This window comes from Vibrio anguillarum, from assembly GCF_001989995.2.
Lineage (GTDB): Bacteria > Pseudomonadota > Gammaproteobacteria > Enterobacterales > Vibrionaceae > Vibrio > Vibrio anguillarum.
This window is the reverse complement of sequence record NZ_JAHGUP010000014.1, coordinates 11,986-29,571: the sequence shown is the minus strand read 5'-3', so window position 1 is coordinate 29,571 and position 17,586 is coordinate 11,986. Positions and strand designations below refer to the sequence as shown.

At 44.3% G+C, this 17,586-nt stretch carries 20 protein-coding genes; 15 read left to right on the top strand and 5 right to left on the bottom strand.

All coding sequences use genetic code 11. The annotated features are described in order from the left end of the window. Window positions 1-49: 49 nt before the first annotated feature. On the top strand, window positions 50-1,225 hold the full coding sequence (locus PL85_RS02895; RefSeq protein ID WP_115340310.1) for a GGDEF domain-containing protein: 1,176 nt from the start codon (window positions 50-52) through the stop codon (window positions 1,223-1,225). Here PL85_RS02895 and PL85_RS02890 read toward each other — a convergent pair. Then, a complete protein-coding gene (locus PL85_RS02890) occupies window positions 1,206-1,496 on the bottom strand; it encodes a hypothetical protein (protein WP_013868082.1) in 291 nt (96 codons plus the stop codon). The two genes, PL85_RS02895 and PL85_RS02890, sit on opposite strands and share 20 nt — an antisense overlap. A gap of 148 nt (window positions 1,497-1,644) precedes the next feature. Between PL85_RS02890 and PL85_RS02885 the strand changes: the two genes are divergently transcribed. Beyond that, window positions 1,645-2,493, top strand: coding sequence for a pirin family protein (locus PL85_RS02885; protein WP_115340311.1), 849 nt, complete (start codon window positions 1,645-1,647; stop codon window positions 2,491-2,493). Between the two features lie 97 nt (window positions 2,494-2,590). Further along, a complete protein-coding gene (locus tag PL85_RS02880; RefSeq protein ID WP_115340312.1) occupies window positions 2,591-3,337 on the top strand; it encodes a substrate-binding periplasmic protein in 747 nt (248 codons plus the stop codon). Between the two features lie 28 nt (window positions 3,338-3,365). Here PL85_RS02880 and ppnP read toward each other — a convergent pair whose 3' ends face one another. Continuing rightward, complete coding sequence (gene ppnP, locus PL85_RS02875; protein ID WP_026027338.1) at window positions 3,366-3,647, bottom strand: pyrimidine/purine nucleoside phosphorylase; 282 nt, start codon at window positions 3,645-3,647, stop codon at window positions 3,366-3,368. A gap of 369 nt (window positions 3,648-4,016) precedes the next feature. Here ppnP and PL85_RS02870 point away from each other — a divergent pair, with 369 nt between their 5' ends. Further along, window positions 4,017-4,460: a DUF2850 domain-containing protein gene (locus PL85_RS02870; RefSeq protein ID WP_026027942.1), complete on the top strand. Its 444-nt coding sequence runs from the start codon at window positions 4,017-4,019 to the stop codon at window positions 4,458-4,460. A gap of 100 nt (window positions 4,461-4,560) precedes the next feature. Here PL85_RS02870 and aroG read toward each other — a convergent pair whose 3' ends face one another. Then, window positions 4,561-5,613, bottom strand: a complete 1,053-nt coding sequence (gene aroG, locus PL85_RS02865; RefSeq protein ID WP_115340313.1) for a 3-deoxy-7-phosphoheptulonate synthase AroG — start codon at window positions 5,611-5,613, stop codon at window positions 4,561-4,563. 299 nt (window positions 5,614-5,912) lie between these two features. On the opposite strand from aroG, the gene PL85_RS02860 reads away from it, so the two are divergent. The 8 genes from PL85_RS02860 (at window position 5,913) to PL85_RS02825 (ending at window position 13,278) form a co-directional block, all read left to right on the top strand. Continuing rightward, entirely contained in the window at window positions 5,913-6,632 is a 720-nt protein-coding gene (locus PL85_RS02860) for an amino acid ABC transporter ATP-binding protein (protein ID WP_047687789.1), read from the top strand. Continuing rightward, entirely contained in the window at window positions 6,632-7,429 is a 798-nt protein-coding gene (locus PL85_RS02855; protein WP_026027335.1) for an amino acid ABC transporter permease, read from the top strand. The genes PL85_RS02860 and PL85_RS02855 overlap by 1 nt, the downstream gene beginning before the upstream one ends. A gap of 97 nt (window positions 7,430-7,526) precedes the next feature. Then, window positions 7,527-8,309 (top strand): transporter substrate-binding domain-containing protein, encoded by a 783-nt coding sequence (locus PL85_RS02850; protein ID WP_088721593.1) that lies wholly within the window; start codon window positions 7,527-7,529, stop codon window positions 8,307-8,309. Window positions 8,310-8,341: 32 nt separating this feature from the next. Continuing rightward, window positions 8,342-9,256 (top strand): amino acid ABC transporter permease, encoded by a 915-nt coding sequence (locus PL85_RS02845; RefSeq protein WP_214649637.1) that lies wholly within the window; start codon window positions 8,342-8,344, stop codon window positions 9,254-9,256. A 158-nt stretch (window positions 9,257-9,414) separates the two neighbouring features. Continuing rightward, on the top strand, window positions 9,415-11,118 hold the full coding sequence (locus PL85_RS02840) for a phospho-sugar mutase (RefSeq protein WP_115340315.1): 1,704 nt from the start codon (window positions 9,415-9,417) through the stop codon (window positions 11,116-11,118). A 201-nt stretch (window positions 11,119-11,319) separates the two neighbouring features. After that, window positions 11,320-12,153: an AraC family transcriptional regulator gene (locus PL85_RS02835; RefSeq protein WP_115340316.1), complete on the top strand. Its 834-nt coding sequence runs from the start codon at window positions 11,320-11,322 to the stop codon at window positions 12,151-12,153. Between the two features lie 76 nt (window positions 12,154-12,229). Next, window positions 12,230-12,961 (top strand): AzlC family ABC transporter permease, encoded by a 732-nt coding sequence (locus tag PL85_RS02830; RefSeq protein WP_115340317.1) that lies wholly within the window; start codon window positions 12,230-12,232, stop codon window positions 12,959-12,961. Next, window positions 12,958-13,278 carry an AzlD domain-containing protein gene (locus tag PL85_RS02825; protein WP_013868095.1) on the top strand — a complete coding sequence of 107 codons (321 nt, stop codon included), beginning with the start codon at window positions 12,958-12,960 and terminating at the stop codon, window positions 13,276-13,278. Before PL85_RS02830 ends, PL85_RS02825 begins: the two co-directional genes overlap by 4 nt. Before the next feature lie 58 nt (window positions 13,279-13,336). Here PL85_RS02825 and PL85_RS02820 read toward each other — a convergent pair whose 3' ends face one another. Beyond that, window positions 13,337-13,951, bottom strand: a complete 615-nt coding sequence (locus tag PL85_RS02820) for a fumarylacetoacetate hydrolase family protein (RefSeq protein WP_013868096.1) — start codon at window positions 13,949-13,951, stop codon at window positions 13,337-13,339. A gap of 284 nt (window positions 13,952-14,235) precedes the next feature. On the opposite strand from PL85_RS02820, the gene PL85_RS02815 reads away from it, so the two are divergent. The 3 genes from PL85_RS02815 to PL85_RS02805 all read left to right on the top strand — a co-directional run bounded on the left by PL85_RS02815 (window position 14,236) and on the right by PL85_RS02805 (window position 17,205). Continuing rightward, the gene (locus PL85_RS02815; protein WP_174223885.1) at window positions 14,236-15,231 is read left to right on the top strand and encodes a porin; all 996 of its coding nucleotides are present in this window, start codon (window positions 14,236-14,238) and stop codon (window positions 15,229-15,231) included. 460 nt (window positions 15,232-15,691) lie between these two features. Continuing rightward, complete coding sequence (locus tag PL85_RS02810; RefSeq protein ID WP_069211986.1) at window positions 15,692-16,576, top strand: DMT family transporter; 885 nt, start codon at window positions 15,692-15,694, stop codon at window positions 16,574-16,576. Between the two features lie 59 nt (window positions 16,577-16,635). Further along, complete coding sequence (locus PL85_RS02805) at window positions 16,636-17,205, top strand: glutaredoxin domain-containing protein (protein ID WP_174223886.1); 570 nt, start codon at window positions 16,636-16,638, stop codon at window positions 17,203-17,205. 195 nt (window positions 17,206-17,400) lie between these two features. Here the strand turns inward: PL85_RS02805 and PL85_RS18975 are convergent, their stop codons facing one another. Beyond that, entirely contained in the window at window positions 17,401-17,535 is a 135-nt protein-coding gene (locus PL85_RS18975; RefSeq protein WP_013868100.1) for a hypothetical protein, read from the bottom strand. Window positions 17,536-17,586 lie beyond the last annotated feature (51 nt).

Here is a 17,586-nt window from a genome sequence, read left to right as displayed (position 1 = left end):
CTAGACTTAACTCGGTACCTAATACTTTAGGATAGCATCGAGATCGAGTATGACTGAACTGGTAGGTAGACATTTAGAAGAGATGGCCAATATGCGAGCGTCACGCAAGCGTAGGGTCGTTGCCTTATGCTCGTTTGTGTCTGTGCTACTTTTCGCCTTTTATGGCATTCTTCATTTTCTTGAACAGCAATATTATCTGAGCACTTTTAATTTATTATGCTTGATCGCCATTGCCTCTAATTACCTTTATTTCTACCATCACTCTGATAATACCTCCTATGCTGATTTATTCCTCAGTGCCATCTTGTTAACAAAAGGGGTCATATTACTACTATATGGACAGCATATGGTCGGCAATGTGCTGTGGTTGTTTCCAATTATTGCGGCGGTGATCTTCATTAATGACTTTCGTATAGGCTTAGTTTTTAGCTGCAGTTTCTTTATGCTGATTGGCGTCTCAGTACAACTCTCCGGTGCCGATATTCTTCCTCAATATCTCCCCATAGATCGGTTTTTTCTCAGTCTCATCGCACTCTGTTGCATGTGTCATATTTCCTCTTACTACTACAACAAAGCGGTTTGCTATATCCAGCATCTTTATCAAGAGGGAATTGAAGACCTTGCCTACACCGACCAACTGACTGGGCTCGCCAATCGTTGGAGTTTCGAAACTTGGGCACGTGAAAAACTCTCCCAGCAGACTGATAAAAAAACCATCACCGCACTCGTCTTTCTAGACATTGATAATTTCAAGTCCATTAATGACAGCTACGGACATGAGGTCGGGGATCGAGTCTTGCAATATTTCGCCAATCGTTTAAAAAACAACGTCCGAAATAAAGACCGGAAGACCGATAAACACGATTACTCCATCGCGAGATTTGCCGGAGATGAGTTCGTGCTACTACTTTACGATATCAAAACGGTTAAGGATTTGGATGGTGTTCTCAACCGGATTTGTTATCTGTTTGAGGATAAATATCAAGGGTCAGAAATGATCAATAACCTCACCGTCAGCATCGGCGCTGCTTTGTTTCCTTCTGATGCTGATAACTTGGCCGAGCTGACTCGGTGCGCAGACAAAGCGATGTACGCAGCAAAACACAACGGCAAAAATCAATATCAGTATTACCAACATCTTTCACTTGACCATACTGAAGCATCTACTGCAACCCATTCAGCAACAGTGACACCAATAAAGAAAGCTAGCGAGTCATATACATAATCCACAAACCTACTGCACATACCACCACCATCCATGCGGCGTAGCGTGCTGTATTAGGTTTATTTGGTTTAGGGTGAATCACTGGCCTCATTGCCGCACGCCTTGCTGCTTCAACAATGGAAACGTCTTTGTCACTGAGTTGTTCAAGCGTATCGCGATTTTTCTGCGCTTGATTAGCCACCTTGGTAAATCGGTGCATCTGCTCAAGCGTAAAATCCTCTTTGGGATCATAATGCGGATTCTGATCTTCATGTTTGGGCAACATAGACATTGGGCATCCTCCTCGTGATCCAACCTACTCTAATTATAGCCCCCCTCAATATATGTTCGAATTTCTCGACGAAGACCTTCAAAACACAGCGCTCTTCTTTATCAGCACCTTGTCTTAGACTGATGTTATACCGACAAGGAGAATCATTATGCTAACGCAACGTGAAATAAAACAGATAATCCCCGCACAACCCACTTCGGATGGAGATGGCGTAAAAATTAGCCGCGTTGCTGGCTTTAATAATGCTAATTTTTCACCATTTTTAATGCTCGATGAATTTAAATCTGATCAAAAAGCCGATTATATTGGCGGATTCCCTCCTCATCCACACCGAGGAATCGAAACTCTCACTTATATGCTAAATGGGCATTTCCAACATCAAGATCATATGGGTAATGTCGGTGAATTACGCTCTGGAGGTGCCCAATGGATGGCCGCAGGAAGAGGTGTTATTCACAGCGAGATGCCAATCATGACTGAAGGTCAGTTGCACGGTTTTCAGATTTGGATCAATCAGCCTGCTAGCCAAAAAATGGCGCCAGCGCAATACCACGACTTTCAACCCGAAACCATTACCGAATACCACTCCCAAGAGACTGGCCTGCTGAGAGTACTCGCGGGTGATGTCACTTGTGGCAACCAGATAGTAACAGGCCCATTAACAAAAACGGGCGTTAAATTGAGTGTGGCCGACTGGCAAGCAACACCGGGTAGCCAATTAGAGATCGTCACTCCGAATCACTTTAATGTCATGGCATTTACCTACAAAGGCAATACACAGCTAGGCAGTAAAGTGTTGGAGCAAGGCGAGCTAGCGTTGCTCTCAAAAGGTGAGTTCTTAACATTAACAGCCAATGATACGAGCGGAGTATTGTTGCTAATGGGGCAACCCATTGATGAACCTGTCGTGCATTATGGGCCGTTTGTAATGAACTCATTTTCTGAGATAGAACAAGCAATTAAAGACTACAACTCAGGTGTGTTTGAACAGTATTAATCATAGGGTAACCATCCGGCTGATCTTAAGTGTCATTTTGGGGTTCTCAGAAAGTTTGCCTATACTCAAGTAGTAAATTTGACGAGAGGCACGAAATATGTGGGTATTGACTAGAAATATTCTCATTTCATTGGCAGCAGTGCTGCTCAGCTCAACGCTTTTTGCTAACACCCTTAAAGCTGATTTTAGGCATCGACCACCAGAAATGGTGATCAGTCCAGATGGTCAAAAAATCAGCGGCCCATTAAAGGAAATCATTGAAGAAGCAGCAAAAAATATAGGCTTCGATATCGAGTGGCGAAACATTCCATTTCCTCGCAGCCTTGCTACTTTAGAAAATGGTACTGTTGACATTGTTCCACGTGTCATACGAACAGCAGACAGAGAAGCATTTGTTCGCTTTATCGGTCCTATAAGTGAGCAAACACGGAATATTGTTTTTGTCACTCGCAGTGATGGGCCAGCAATCAACAATTATCAAGATTTACGAGAGCTGAATGTCGGTGTGAAAAGAGGTACCGCTTATTTCGAAGCGTTTGATCAAGACAAAGAGATAAATAGAACGGTTGTTAATGATGACTTCAACCTAGCAAGAATGCTAGAGGCAAAGAGAATAGATACCGTTATCGTATTGGATTTACCTGCGCTAGAAGTGGAATTAAAAACAATCAATTTTAGTAACTACCAAGTAGCAACCTACTACTATCCAAACACTATCGGCAACTATTACGGTATGCCTAAAAGCCATCCACAAGCGGATGCATTACAAGACGCTCTGTCTGAAATGGTAAAAAGTGGAAGGATCGAAGCCATCTATGCAAAATTTGGCTTAACAGCTCAATAAGAAATAGGGCTTTTAAGCCCTATTTCAACTACAAATATTCGCACAAATAAGCTGTTGCTTCGGCAACTTTCAAATCAAAGGAAGAATTCTCAGCGACTTCAAAAGATTCATTCGCTTTAAATGTAGACCAATGTTCATCCCCTAAACGCTTTATCGTTAACGAACCTTTGATGACTGTCATACGCTCAGGAGCGGCCGTGCCAAAGGTGTATTCGCCAGGAGCCATTACGCCCACCGAACTGTCACCACTTTGGTGAGCAAAACCTAAAGATTTAACCGCCCCATCGAAGTATGTGTTTTCTTTGATCATTTCTCTTCCTTGTAAAATAAACCACCAAAATATGGTGAATAACACGTTTGTAAGCCGTTTTATCTGAAATCGTAAAAATACACAAGTGGCAATTGGGATTAAACAAATAGTGAAACGCGACCTATACTGATCGGTAAGTCAACAAAATTCATGGTGCAATGTTCATCTTGTCATCCATTAGTACTAGTTTTGGAAAAAAGATCATATTTTCCAGTGTGACATTTGCTAAACCACACGACATATTCCACTCTCTAACCTTGTTTTAATTGGTTAGCCTTACCGGTACTAGTCGCTGATTGCTTACGTTATGGAGTGGGAATGGCAGTTAAGGGTTTCACGCATGCAAATAAAGCCTCTTCAGGTCACCCTATGAAAAAAAAGTGGGTATTAAAAAGTCTTTTTTGGATAGTGCTGTTCACTATCGCAGCTAGTTTTGCCACTTTACTTTTAGTGAGCTATCAAGAGTATACAAGCCCTAAAAATGTCTATGGTTCATGGATCGAAATCGGTACACCCAGTTATAGCACTGAGGTTCTCACTCTCAATTCAAATGGCGTGTTTCGAAATAATCGCTTAGTCAGCACTCAGTTTGAATATGATGGGGATAAAATTGTGATTAACACTGGTAGTGGTGTGACCATTTACCAACTTGCTGGGACAACAAACTCCCCTCAACTCAAGCGTATTGAACCTGTCATGCCTTTACAACGCTTTATCAAACAAGGCTATGAAAGCACGGTAGAAAACGATGAAAATGGCGACCCAAGTAAAAATCGTCGTTCAGCATTATCTGAGCACTTTTCACAACCATAGTGCTTAAAGTGACGCGATCAGGGCTGAGTCTAAGCCTAAATAGAAAAGCCCCCAAATCGGGAGCTCTGTTGACACTTTATATTATAGAGTGACGCCATATTTAGCGTGCGCGACGAGCCTCTACGGCATCAGCCAACTGACGCAATACCACTTCAGTGTCATCCCAGCCAATACATGCATCCGTAATCGATTGACCATAAGTGGCCGCACAACCATCCACGAGATCCTGACGTCCTTCAACAAGATGAGACTCAATCATCACACCAAAAATAGCATGTTCACCCGATGCAATCTGCTCGCTCACATCTTGTGATACCAACAGTTGACGCTGGTACTGTTTAGAGCTGTTTGCGTGGCTAAAGTCAATCATCACTTTTTGTGGTAAACCGGAGATTTCTAGTTCCTGCTTGATAGCCGCGACATGTTGAGCGTTGTAGTTTGGCTCTTTACCACCTCGTAGAATGATATGGCAATCAGGGTTGCCTGCCGTTTGAATGATGGCCGAATGACCATACTTAGTGACCGACAAGAAATGGTGCGATGCACTGGCAGAGCGAATCGCATCAGAAGCGATTTTGATATTGCCATCTGTCCCATTTTTGAACCCAACCGGACAAGATAGACCCGATGCGAGTTCACGGTGAACTTGAGATTCTGTTGTACGAGCACCAATAGCCCCCCAACTGATAAGGTCAGCCACATACTGCGGTGTGATCATATCCAAAAATTCGCTCGCTGTCGGCATCCCCATATCGGTCAAATCAAGCAGTAACTTACGCGCCATGCGTAAACCATCGTTAATTTTATAGGTATCATTTAAATAAGGGTCGTTAATGAGCCCTTTCCATCCGACGGTCGTACGAGGTTTTTCGAAATAGACACGCATGACAATTTCAAGGCGATCACCTAGTTCATCGCGTAACACTTTAAGACGTTTTCCATATTCAACAGCCGCTTGAGGATCATGAATTGAACATGGGCCAATGATCACCAATAAGCGATCATCTTTATCTTGTAGAATATTATGAATGGCTTCTCGAGCCTGAAATGTGGTTGAAGAAGCAACTTCTGTTGCCGGAAACTTTTCTAGAACCGCAACAGGAGGTAATAACTCTTTAACTCGTTTAATTTTTACATCATCAGTCTGAAACATTGCTTACTTCTTCCTTATTCTTTTCTACTGCCTACCGAACAACGGACAGGTTGGATCTATACGCAGCCTTGCTTTCGGCTCTCCCCTGTAACTTATCTACTAAAAACCACAACTTCAATCATTATTTTCAACAAAAGGCAATATTGGCTACTTTTTTACAGAATTATCATTGCGTAAAAAAATAGTTACACCTTTATGCTGGAACCCACAAATTAACGCTAATATGAGCTTCGTAGGTGCATTATCTCGTTGATATTGCTAAGGTAGGTGATAACAAAATAGCAACAAGATATTCAACCATGAATGCGATAGAGTTTGAAAAAGTAAACAAGTGGTACAATAATTTTCACGCTTTGAAAGACATTACTCTTCAGGTTCGTCGAGGGGAAATTTTAGTCGTTTGTGGCCCTTCAGGCTCAGGAAAATCAACATTAATCCGAACGGTCAATGGGTTAGAAGCTATCACCGCGGGCAAGATCACCCTGAACTCTAACCATTCCGACATCACACAGCCTGCGGGAAAAATCGGTATGGTTTTCCAGCATTTCAACCTTTTCCCTCACTTGACGGTGATTGAAAACCTTATTTTAGCTCCAATTCGTACACTGAAATTGAGTAAGCAAGCCGCAAGACAAAGAGCGAGCCATTTTTTACAGCGAGTGAATATTCTTGACCAAGCTGACAAATATCCGGTGCAATTATCTGGCGGTCAGCAACAGCGTGTTGCCATTGCACGCTCACTCTGTATGCAACCAGAAATTTTATTGTTTGATGAACCCACTTCAGCTCTCGATCCTGAAACCATCCAGGAGGTGCTGGATGTCATGGTAGATCTTGCTCAAGATGGCATCACCATGATGTGCGTCACTCATGAAATGGGTTTTGCCCGAAAAGTAGCGGATCGCGTCATTTTTATGGATGAAGGAAGAATTCTCGAGATCGCTACGCCGGAAGAGATATTTCGTCAGCCAAAACACCCAAGAACTCAACAGTTTCTCAACCAAATATTGAGCCATTGATGATAAAAGTACTGATAAAACCGATCTTCTCCGCTCTAGTACAGATAGTTCTACTGCTGGCGGGGATGGTATGGCTACTTGATTCTGGCGCACATGCTATGGGTTACCAGTGGCAATGGCATCGTGTGCCTGATTTCATCGCTTTTTACGACGAGGGGGAATGGTGGCCCGCGGAACTGCTCGAAGGGTTAGCCGTTACGGTGCAAATCTCAACGGTCAGCCTATTTTTTACGCTAGTCATTGGCTTAACAACCGCTTTGTTGAAGCTTTCCAATTCCGTGGTAGGGCGTTGGCTGGCCAATATTTATATTGAGCTTATCCGCAATACGCCGCTACTGGTGCAGATATACCTGCTCTATTTTGTGTTTGGCCCAGTGCTGGGCTTAGATCGCTTCTCTACCGCCATTTTAGCTTTGGCACTGTTTCAAGGCGCTTATACTGCCGAAGTGTTTCGTGGTGGTTTAAACAGCATTCCGAAGGGACAGTTTGAAGCGGCACGAACATTAGGGCTTTCTCGTTTTTATACCTATGTTGATGTGATCTTACCGCAACTTATCCAACGTACATTACCTCCACTGACCAATGAAGTCGTGTCATTAATTAAAAACTCGTCTATCGTCAGTGTGATGGCTATTTTTGACTTAACCACTCAAGGTAGAAATATTGTCTCAGAAACGGCGATGCCATTTGAAATATGGTTTACCGTCGCTGCAATTTATTTACTGTTAACTCTGTCTTTATCAGGGTTTTCAGCATGGTTAGAACACAAACTCGGGGCGCAATGGCGCGCTCAATAATCATCCTTAAAAGGAGAACATCATGCAGCAATCTGCAACAAAAGCGTGGCAACGCGCTGGGTTGAAGGCTATCGCCGCTCTATCGCTCGGGTTAACTATGTTACTAGGGATAACCATTTCCATACCCGCCTTTGCCAGTGAAACGCCTAGCCTTGATAAAATCACTGAACGAGGCACATTGCGTGTGGGTATGTCTACGTTTGTGCCTTGGGCAATGCGCGACAAGCAAGGCGACCTAATTGGCTTTGAAATTGATGTTGCCAAACGTCTTGCTGAAGATTCAGGTTGGAAAGTGGAATTTGTACCTACCGCGTGGGATGGCATTATTCCAGCACTCTTAGCACAGAAATTTGATGTCATTATCGGTGGCATGTCTATCACGCCAGAACGCTCGAAAAGCGTCCTGTTCACTGCTCCCTATTCACATTCAGGAGTACAACTTGCCGCTAATCAGTCCCTCGCTAAAGGATTTTCCACCATTGAAGACTTCAACTCTCGTCGAGTGACTATCGCAGCGCGACGCGGAGCATTTACCGTTCAAGTCGCTCGTGAAACCTTCCCCAAAGCCAAAATTCTGCAATTTGATGACGATGCACAAGCCTTTCAAGAAGTATTAAACGGCCAAGCACACGCCGTGATTGCGTCAAGCCCTAAACCTGAGCATGAAACAGTGAAACACAGTGACAAACTGTTCATTCCTTTTAATGAACGGTTATCCAAAGGGAACGAAGCGTTTGCCGTTCGCTTAGGTGAAGAGGACAAAAAAGCCTTTTTTGATCAATGGATTATTGAAAGAACTAATGACGGCTGGTTGAGTGAACGCTACGAATATTGGTTCTCAACACTAGATTGGCAAAACCAAATCGTCTCAGGGCAATAGCCTGAGGGGCGGATGTGAATAGAACAAAAACCATGCTGTATGAAAAACGGAGCCTTAAACCATGGTTACGATTATCGCTCAATAAGCTCGATTATGCGTTACTCGTAGTACTGTTAGGCTTTGTTATTTGGTTAACACACCGAGCTGAGCTTGGGGTGAATTATAATTGGCGTTGGCGAGAAGCTTTTGCTCTGATTTTCACTCCCACCAGCAATGGCGACATTCCTTATTTCTTTCAAGGTTTGGTCGCCACTTTGCGCTTAAGTGTCTGGGCGATGGTGCTGGCCCTTGTGTTAGGCACACTGCTTGGCGTAGCACGCCACTCTCAGTTTTCGTGGTTCAGAATTCCGGCTAACGCTTTTGTGCAATTAGTTAGGAACATTCCGCCGCTGGTTTTCGTGTTCATTTTTTATTTTTTTGTCTCCAATCAACTGATCCCGTTGTTGGGCCTAGAAAACCTACTACGGGAACACCATGAGCCAACCAATGCCATTCAGCATTGGCTGTTTGGTCCTTCTCATCTATGGGAAAATTTGTTCTCTGGAATTGTGTGTATTGGGATGCTTTCATCGGCCTACATCGCTGAAGTTGTTCGTTCAGGTTTGGCCGGAATCGCTCAAGGTCAATGGGAAGCAGCGCACTCTTTAGGGCTGTCTCGATGGGTAAAATACCGATACGTCATTGCCCCTCAAGTATTGGCGGCGATCACGCCGGCTTTAGCTGGGCAAGCAATTTCTTTGGTCAAAGATTCTTCGATTGTATCGCTAATTTCAATTCAAGAAATGACGTTTGTTGGCACAGAAATCGCTAACTCTTCTGGGCTTATTTTTGAAATATGGTTGTTAGTGGGCGGTGCATACTTAGGTTTATGTTTAAGCCTCTCTTTACTGTTTAGGCGGCTCGAGCTACGCAGTTTACGCCATCTCTCGCTTCATCACTCTAACTAGATAACAAGGAATTTGTCAGCGTCAGTTGCGCAACCAATCAAAGAGAAGCAACACGTGATGAGAAACAAAAGAAGAACGATGTTTAGCGATTGCGCCCCCATTATTGAGAATGAATATCATTTAGAATCAATTCAACATGAATGTAAGAAGGTGAAACCATGATGCAACACGTTTCCGAGTGGTTAGAAAAAGATCCCGATCCTAAAACTCGCCAAGAACTACAAGCACTAGTCGATCAGCATCAGTTAGATGAGATAAAAGCTCGCTTTCAATCACGCCTTGAGTTCGGCACCGCGGGTTTACGCGGCATGGTGGGATGCGGCCCTAATCGTATGAACCGCCTGGTAATTCAAGAAACGGCGACGGGTTTAGGACACTATCTCATTCAGCAAGTCAGCAATGCCAAAACACGTGGGGTGGTGATTGGCTATGATGGCCGGCCAGATTCTCAGCAATTTGCACATGATACCGCCTCCGTACTCGCCGCGCTGGGGATCAAAGTGTATCTCACGCATAAAGTGGCACCGACCCCTGTAGTCGCTTTTGGGGTAAAACACTTTAATGCCGCCGCCGCCGTCGTAGTCACCGCCAGTCACAACCCACCCGAATACAATGGTTTCAAGGTGTACTGGGAAAATGGTGCCCAGATTATCCCACCTCACGATTCAGGTATTGCAGCAGAAATCGACTTAGCGGCAACGCGAGCTATTTCTCTGATGCCGTTAGACAACGCGCACCAACAAGGCCTTTTGCAATGGCTAACAGAAGAGTATTACCAAACTTACCGTCGTATCCTCAATCAAAGCCCATTGTTGAACCACCACACTGATCCGCAATGCCTTACCATTGCGTATACCGCGATGCATGGTGTCGGCGCTGAGATGGCTGAAACTTTGCTACATGACGCTGGGTTTACCCATGTCATCAGTGTGAAAGAACAGCGCGAACCAGATGGCCGTTTCCCGACCGTCAACTTCCCCAACCCTGAAGAGCCGGGGGCGATGGATATGGTTATCGCGTTAGCTCATGCTGAAAATGCACAACTGGCCTGCGCCAACGACCCAGATGCCGACCGATTTGCCGTTGCCGTACAACGAGCGGATGGTCAATACCAAATGCTGACTGGCGATCAAGTTGGCACACTATTTGGGGACTATTTGCTCTCCAAAACCGATGCCTCAAAGCAGTTGGTTGGCAACACCATCGTCTCATCCAGTTTACTCGGTAATATTGCGCAGGCGAAAGGTGCAAAATACTACCAAACCTTGACTGGCTTTAAATGGTTGACTAACGTGGCGATGCAACAACAAAGCGATGAACAGCAGTTCTTATTGGCCTATGAAGAAGCATTGGGTTACACCATAGGGCAAACCGTTTGGGATAAAGATGGCCTTTCGGCCATGGTGGCATTTGCACAACTAGCGGCCGAATTATACAGCCAAGGTAAGACTATTTGGGATCAACTCGAAACCATTTACCGCCAGCACGGTTTTTACATTAATGCACAACGTAGCATTAAGTTAGACCCTAACTCACCGCCGATCGGTGATAAGCTTCGCGCCACACCGCCAACGGAAATCGCCGGTCGAAAAGTGCTCATGATCGACGATCTCAAATCACTAACACGTTATATTGCCGATGGAACAACGCAAGCGATTCAACTTCCTGCTAGCGATGTATTGACCTATCACTTGGAAGGTGGAGCGAGAGTGATTGTGCGCCCGTCGGGCACTGAGCCTAAATTGAAATGCTATTACGAGGTCGTTGGAACCTTCGAAGCAGAAGAAGATTTCGCCAGCGCCGAGAAAAAAGCCGACGAGCAAATGGCGATGCTCATCGCAGAGCACCAACACAGTTTGTAGCGCTCATTGCCGGATAGGCACAACGAAATAACAGGCCGCCTTCAGTTCACTGTTGGCGGCATTTTTATTTCATCTGTTTAGGTTGCGCACCATCGCGACACTCTTTTGCCTTCAGTGGATAACACTGATATGCGCAATTTTGTACAAAACCATTCTGAATAAATCGGCTACACTGGTTGTTGCAAAAAGGTAGGATATGAAATGCCCAAGCAGAAAAGCAAAAAGAGAGAACTAGCCAAGTTTTATATCGCTAATGAACTTGGCGGAATTGAGCTTCTCGATGCACAATACGAAACACAAAACTTTTCGCGCCACAGCCACGAAGGATACACGGTTGGAGTAATTGAACGCGGTGCTCAACGATTTTACCGCACCGGTGGTCATCATATTGCTCCACAAGACAGCATTATTTTGGTTAATGCCGAAGAAATCCATAATGGCCATTCTGCTGTAGAAGGTGGTTGGGCCTATAAAGCCATGTATCCACTTCCAGAACAATTTAGTACCGTGCTTCAAGAGTTAGGTTCCTTTAACTCATGCGCTCCTTATTTTCCAGAACCCGTAGTCTACGATCCTGAATTAGCAAACCAATTTCGTTTAGTTTTTGATACGTTAGAGCAGTCGAGTAACCGTCTATTACGCGAAACATTAGTGTACGCGACCCTAACCAAACTGGTAGCACGTCATGCCAAAAGTCCTCCTATCTCACTACCTAAAACTAAAATTCAGCAGTCGCTCTATACGGTTAAAGAATTCTTAGATGACTTTCCTCAGGCCGATGTCTCATTAGAAGATTTATCAAAACTAGCTGGAGTTAGCCCCTATCATTTGGTTCGTTCATTTCAAAAAATGTATGGCTTCCCACCGCATGCCTATCAAATTCAAGCGCGGTTGCGTTATGCTAAAACACTATTGAGAAGTGGTCATCCCATTTCAGATGCTGCGCAAGAATCTGGGTTTCATGACCAAAGTCATCTACATCGCCACTTTAAGCGTGCAATGGGCTTAACGCCAAAACAGTTCTTAGCCAAATAGCAAGCGCAATTTTGTACAATCGCTTGACCCAACCTTGTGGCTTGATAGATTCATCACTTCCAGCAAAGGACTTACTATGGATAGCACACTATTGAACCACGTACATTTAGAACCTCGAGGTCGCCTCTTTGGGCAAGGCGCACTGGCCATGCTACCGCTGAGTATTGCCGTTTTACCATGGGGCTTATTGGCGGGATCATTTGCGATTGAAAGTGGCCTGACCGTATTAGAGAGCCAAGCACTCTCTGCGGTTTTATTTGCAGGCTCAGCGCAACTCGTCGCCACGGGGATGTTTAAAACAGGTGCAGGGCTGTTGACTCTGCTGATCACCACATTTTTCATCACTTCTCGCCATTTTCTCTACAGCGTTTCCATGCGCAGCAAAATCAGCCCACTCCCGACACGTTGGCGTTTAATTCTGGGTTTTCTGCTCACTGATGAGCTGTTTGCGGTCTGCGGACAACAAAATGAAAAACAGTTTAACCGTTGGTACGCGCTTGGTGCGGGTTTAAGCTTCTATTTAGTTTGGAATTTGGCCACACTGGTCGGCATTATTGCGGGCAGCTACATCCCCGCTTTAAACGAGTTGGGGTTGGAATTTGCAGTCGCGGCTACTTTTATCGCCATTGTCATTCCGAACATTAAAAGCATACCGATACTCGTTGCTGTCATCAGTGCCCTGGTGTTATCGGTAAGCCTGACTCTTTGGCAAGTTGAAGGTAGCTTAATGCTAGCAAGCATTGGCGCAATGTGTGCAGGTTATGTTTCTGACGTTTTACTCTGTTCGAGCAGGAGGAACCAACGATGATTCTGCTTTCTATCCTCGCCATGACCGCTTTGGTCTTTATGAGCCGTTATCTATTCTTAGAGCCTAAATTACCGCTGCGTCTCAACCCAGTTATCCAGCGCTTACTCACTTATTCTAGCCCTGCTGTATTAACTGCTATTTGGGCTCCGATTGTGTTCCTGCCAGAGCAAACACTTTGGCTTGATCGCCATAATCCCTACTTGTGGGCCGCAGCATTAGCGGGACTGATTGCATGGAAAACCAAGAATGTCCTGCTGACCACGATCATCAGCATGGCGACTTTCTTTTTGCTAAATTTAACGCTCTTAGCCCATTAAAGACAGAGGCTGCGGTGAATACTGATAATAACCGCAGCCCGAATAGCGCAAATCAGTTTTATTGCGCTAGCCATTCAATCTCGATTAAGGTCTGCTCTCCACATTTAAGACGCCCTAAAAAGAGATCGCCACAATGCACTTCTCCAACTCCTTGTGGCGTTCCGGTCATCACAACGTCACCATCACGCAGCGATGTGTAAGATTTCAGCTCTTCTAAAATGATGGCGGGTGAATAGATCATTTGGTTTACACCACCGCACTGAACCCGAACACAATTGATGAATAGCTCTAACTGCAACTTATTGATGTCGATACCATGCAATGGCACAAATCGGCTAAGTACTGCTGAACCGTCAAATGCTTTCGCCCTCTCCCAAGGTAAACCTTTTGCTTTAAGCTGAGATTGCAGTACTCGCTTAGTCAGATCTAACCCCAAGCCAACCGCGCTATATTGACCTTTTTTGATCAAAAAACAAATTTCAGCTTCATAGTGAAGCGTCTCTTGGTGAAACGAGGATAGAGTGGTTGTGATGCTCGTGTTGGGTTTATTAAACACCACCATTTGTTCTGGAATTGTGTTATTAAGCTCTTGAATATGTTCAATATAGTTCCGTCCAACACACAATACTTTAGACGGGGTTATCTTCTGTTTATCCAAACGAACCGAATACATATACTCTTCCTTGAGATGACTAAGATCGTCGAGTTTACCTCATCTACAGCGCGAGTGAATGGATTTGCATCTTCATTAGATAAAAGTAAGATCTTCGACTCAAAATTCATGGCACCTTGACTATTTTGAACATCACTACATAACATTCTCTTTAATAAATCATCAATAAAAACAACATGTAAACATCATGAATCAGTAATTAAACATTCATTTAAAACATCTACTTTACTCACATCAAACCGTTCGAGCACTGAAGCTCATTGATTATGAATAAGGTAAATAAAATGAAAAAAACAACAATCGCAACCGCAATTCTTACAGCATTGGTATCAGGTTCTTCTTTTGCTGCAACCGTTTACAAAGCGGATGGAAATGAGCTTAAAGTTGGTGGACGTGCAGAATTTCGTGGCGATTTCGGTGGTGATGACAAAGGCAAAGAAATTGAAGGCACGATGAAAAACAAAAGCCGTGCGCGTTTGAACATTACAGGTTCAACAGAAATCTCTGACTCTTTGAAAGGTTTTGCAACCTATGAAGCAGAGCAAACGGTTAATTCCTCCGCCAGCAACGATAAAAATTCTGATTTCAACCAACGTTACCTATTTGCAGGTTTACAAGCTGATTTTGGTGCTATTTCTGTCGGCCGCCAAGATACGGCTGGCGTGCAAATTTCTCAAATGTCAGACATCGGTACTTATACTGGCGCTCAAAAAGAGTTCATCAACGCAGGTAATGAGCAAATCAACAACACTTTCCTCTACGCAGCTACATTTGATGCCCTCAATGTGAAAGCAAGCTTTATTGCAGGCGAAGAAAAAGACACCGATGGCTTCGGTCTTTCTGCAATTTATAACTTACCTATCGGCCTTGGTTTAGGCTTGGGCTACGCAAGCAACGATAATGGAACAGGCCAAGGTGCGGCGAATCAAATTATTGCCGGTGTGAATTACACGTTGAACGATTTGTACTTAGGCCTGACCTATACACAAGGGGATTTGGACGATAAAGCGAAGAGCGAATTCAACGGGATTGAATTTGCTGCGCAATACAAAATCACAAGTAACTTCCGCTTGATTGGTGTGTATCAAAAAACGGAAAATGAAACTGCAAACGTCACAACGACGAAAAGTGATTTTGCTGAGTTGACGGGACGTTATGATTTCAATAAATCAATCTACACTTACGTTGCCTACAAAATGAACAACCTAGATAAAAAAGACCTCGGCACTGCGTATGATGCAAAAGACTCTATTCGCCTAGGTCTACGTTACAACTTCTAATTTTAATTATACGAACGCATATACTCCCTAAGGATTTTGTCCTTTTGGCCAGGCACCCGCTTGGCCTTTTTTATTTTCCGCATTGCACCACAAAGAAACACATTGCACTAGGCTAGACCATACTTAACAGAGCCAACAATATAAGTTCACTATTTTTCAATAAGTTAAAGGTGGCACACAACTTGCATTGTAATAAGTACAAATGCATGGCAGCGTTTGTGCTTCTTTTCAGTGCTAAGGCAGAGCACTGGCCGTTCATGTTCTTTCGCCCTCTTTTTAGGGGGCTTTTTTTATCCCATCACCACAGCCCATACGCAAAATGTTTGGCGTTTCAGACAAGTGGAAATCAGCAGGGATAACACTTGCTCAAATTTATTGAACCACTCCATTCATTTCAGAGATTGGTTTAACGCTGATAAGTCAGTATGATTCAACGACTTTTTCTATAACCCTCTTCTCTATGACCAAAATACTTCACCACCCAATCCAAGGGGCAAGTTGGATGCTAATCGCAGGCCTCGCCTTTGCGATAGTCAATAGCCTTGCTCAAGTCGCCAGTATCAATTATGGCCTGTCATCTACCACGGTGGCGCTGGTTCAATATGCCATCGCGTTAGTCGTTATTTTGCCGTATTTATCAACGTTAGGGATCCGCTACTCGCTGCGCACCAAGCATTTAAGCATGCATATTTTCCGTGTGTTTTTATCTGTGATTGGCATACAACTCTGGTTATGGGCACTCGCCTATCCCGTACCCATTTGGCAAGGTATTGCACTGTTGATGACCTCTCCTCTGTTTGCCACGATTGGCTCAGGCCTTTTTTTAAAAGAGAAAGTGGGTACAGCGCGCTGGGGAGCAACATTAACTGGCTTTGTCGGGGCGATGATCATCCTTGAACCTTGGGCTGACGATTTCAACTGGGCATCGTTGCTGCCTGTTGGCGCGGCATTTTTTTGGGCTTGTTACTCTTTGATGGTGAAAAAACTGTCTGCCCATGACTCACCGTCTACTATGGTGGTCTACCTTTTAGTACTGATCACACCGTTCAATCTACTGCTCGCTTTACCAGATTGGCAAACACCTCAAGGGGGCACTCTATGGCTCATATTGCTTTTTGCGGGTGCGATGACAGCACTGGCTCAATGGGCGATCGTTAAAGCCTATGCGGTGGCAGATGCGTCTTTTGTGCAACCTTTTGATCACGCGAAGCTGCCACTGAATGTTTTGGCGGGTTGGTTAGTGTTTGGCTGGGCACCACCCGGGCGATTATGGCTTGGCGCTGCCATCATTATCGCTTCAGTGGCCTTTATTACTCACTGGGAAACAAAAAAATCTTCGCGTTGAAATAAAAAGTCACTCAACTCTTTCCTATTCTCTAAGCAATGCTTCTTGAGGAAAACACGATGGCAAAACCGATAAAAATCACACTATACCGATGGGCTGGAAGTTGGGGTCCATTTAAAGTCACCATCCCTTGCGGCGAGTGTACGCTCACCAAGGACATTTTGACTGACACCTTCAATAATGAACTGGAGGGCATTCCCATCGAGTTAGAAGTCAAAGACTGGCTATCGTACTGGTGGGAACCCTTGAAATTGGGCGCATGGCACGCCCCAATATTGGTCGTTGAAGGTAAAGTGATCAGCCAAGGAGAAGCGTTAAATCGAGGTGTTTTGGTTCAATCTGTGATCAAAGAGTGGGCACAACGTGACGAGTTAACTGGCAATATTGTGTATGGAAAAGCCACTTGCCCGTACTGCGTAAAAGCAAAGAAATTGCTGGATGAAGCAGGAATTCAATACACCTATCATGATGTCGTCAAAGAAAGTGCGGCGCTGTACCGGATGATCCCAGAAGTTAAAGCCATCATTGGTCAAAAAACACCCGTCACCGTGCCACAAATTTGGCTAGAAAGCCGCTATATCGGCGGGTGTGATAAATTGGAAGATTGGCTAACCAAAAAAAATCAGTAGTGCCCCAGAGCATCTGGTTACTTTAGAAGAAAAAGTACTGACACCTCAGAAACCGCCGACTCTTTAGTCAGTAATGGTATACGGGCTCTTTGTGGACGAATGGTGGACGAATTTGCACAGTCATTTTTACCCCAGTAAATAAAGCAAAGCCCCAGCTTGTTACCAAGCTAGGGCTTTTTAATTCTTAGGCATTCACTATTTACTGAATTTCTTCACTAGCGTTTTAATGAAAGACTTTTTCTTTGCTTGTGGTTTGCCATGCATTGCATCATACATCGCTTTTTTTGCGATCAATTGACCAACGTAAGCACCACCTAATTCATAACCCATGAATCACCTCAACATGTAATTTATTTACCTGACGAGGTGTATATTAGTCCA